This is a genomic window from Stutzerimonas stutzeri SDM-LAC (genome assembly GCF_000235745.1).
GTDB lineage: Bacteria > Pseudomonadota > Gammaproteobacteria > Pseudomonadales > Pseudomonadaceae > Stutzerimonas > Stutzerimonas stutzeri_H.
In genome coordinates this window covers 1-2,321 of sequence record NZ_AGSX01000197.1, presented here as the reverse complement: position 1 = coordinate 2,321, position 2,321 = coordinate 1, and the positions used below count along the sequence as shown (strand labels likewise).

The window sequence follows — 2,321 nt, the reverse complement described above, 5'->3', positions numbered from 1 at the left end:
GGACCCGCCACTTTATTCGCCGGAGATCGCAGCTTCAGTCGCGCCGCAACTTCCGGTTGCTGCTCCGGTTTCCCGGCCTGCCGCTACACCGCAAGTCGCGGCCCGACCCACGTCTCCGTCCGTTACCAGTCCTGCATCGCAGGGCGGCAACCAACACAAAGTGACGCCTAACGACACGCTTTGGGAGATTGCTGAGCGTGCACGTCAGGGCGGAACGGTCCACCAGACGATGTTGGCCATTCAGGATCTCAATCCCGACGCGTTCATTGGCAATAACATCAATCGAATGAAGAATGGCCAAGTGCTGCGTCTGCCTAACGCTGAGCAGATTGGCAGTCGTTCGCAAGCCGAGGCGATTCAGCAGGTCGCACAGCAGAACGCGAACTGGCGACAGGCTGCAGGCTCGGCAGCGCCGGCTGTCCGTCAGCTCGACGCCACTCAGCGCGGCTCTGCCGGTGCTGCGCCTTCGCGTAGCGAGCAGGGCGACAATCTCCGCTTGGTTGCCCCAGAAGCTGGCAAGTCAACCGTCGGGAGCGATAGTGGGGCCGGTAATGATGCGGCAGCGTTGCGCGACAAGCTGGCTGTTAGCGAAGAAAGCCTTGATTCCAGTCGTCGAGAAAATCTCGACCTGAAGGATCGTCTCAACGACCTGCAAGGGCAGTTGGATAAGCTGCAGCGTCTGATGCAGCTAAAAGACGATCAGCTCGCCAAGTTGCAGGCACAATTGGCGTCCGGCGCGGAGGCAGAAACAGAGGCAGCTGCTTCGTCATCTCCTTCGGTCGACGAGGCTAACACCAGTGCTGCGCTTGCGCCGCCAGCGGCCGAAGTTGCCCCTGAGGCTGATACTGTGACCGAACCCGCGCCGGAAGCTGCGCCTCAGGTAACTCAGCCTGAAAAGGCAGAGGCTCCCAAGCCAGCTGCGCCAGCTGCGCCAGCTGCGCCCGCGACACCGGTTGCCGCTCCACAAGAGCCACAAGCCGATAGCTATGTCGACGAGTTGATGGGCAGTCCCGTGCTACTCGGCGTTCTGGGCGGTGGTGCGTTGTTACTCCTGCTGGTCGGATTGATGGTGTTGTCTCGTCGCAACGCCATGAAAGAGGCTGAATTGCAGGAAAGCCTTTTGGCCGACACCTCGACTGATAATTTTTATGTTGCACAGCATGACCTAGATTCGCCCGATGGCGAGTCGGCTGATCTGGGTGCCACTGGCGATGCAGATCAGGCCTCTGCAGATTCGTTTGTTGGTGCGGGTAATGATCCTCTGGCAGAAGCTGACATCTATATTGCCTACGGTCGTTTTAACCAGGCCGCGGAGCTGCTTCAGAATGCCCTGAACGACGAGCCGCAACGTGGCGACCTGCGACTGAAACTCATGGAAGTCTATGCCGAACTCGGCGATCGAGAGGGTTTCGCACGGCAGGAGACGGAGCTCCGTGAAATAGGGGGCTCGTTTGCAGAAATCGAGCAGACAAAGGCCAGGTATCCAGCAATGGTGGCCGCAGGTTTTGGCGGCGTGGCGGCCTCTGGCTCGGCAAACGATGATCTTGATAGCTTTAGTCTGGATGATCTTGAGTTGGAAGAGCCTGCTCCTGTGGCGGCGCAAAAGGCGAATGATGATTTTGACCTGAGCCTTGATGATCTTGAGCTGAACGATGAACTGGCGGCCCCAGCCGTGCTGCCTGCTGGCGAGGCGACTGCGGAACTGGATGAGTTTAACTTCGACGAGATTGATCTCAATGCGGAAGCGCAGGACCAAGCTGCAGATGAGTTTTCTTTTGACCTGGGTGAGCCTGCGACATCTGACAAAGCCTCACTCGATGATGAGCTGGCAGACTTTTCCCTTGATCTGAATGAGCAACCGACCAGCTCAATTGCTGACGATGATTTGCTGCTGGGTCTGGCAGACGAGGCAAAGCCTGCATCGAGCGAGCCAGTAGACGAGTTTGGCTTTGTGCTTGCTGACCCCGAGCAACCCGCAGATATGCCGGACGAGTTCGATCTGTCGTTGGATGATGAGCCTGTTGCAGAGGCGGCGTCGGAATCGTTCTCGTCTGAGTTGGAGGGGGTCGAGGCAGAGCTTGAGGATTTGTCGCGCGACTTCAATGAGCCGCTTGATCGATCTCCAGCAATGACGGTTGACCCTGTCGCGCCGACTCCTGAATCGCTTGATGACGACTTCGACTTCTTTGCCGACACTGATGAGACCACCACCAAGCTGGACCTCGCGCGGGCCTACATCGACATGGGTGATGCCGAGGGTGCTCGCGATATTCTTGACGAGGTCATGAGCGAAGGAAGCGACAACCAGCAGCAAGAGGCGC

General features: G+C 58.3%; 1 protein-coding gene. It reads left to right on the top strand.

The features are described from left to right. Positions 1-160 precede the first annotated feature (160 nt). Positions 161-2,321, top strand: a 2,161-nt coding sequence (locus PSTU_RS0119925) for a FimV/HubP family polar landmark protein (RefSeq protein WP_237709895.1), incomplete at its 3' end; no start/stop codon positions are given.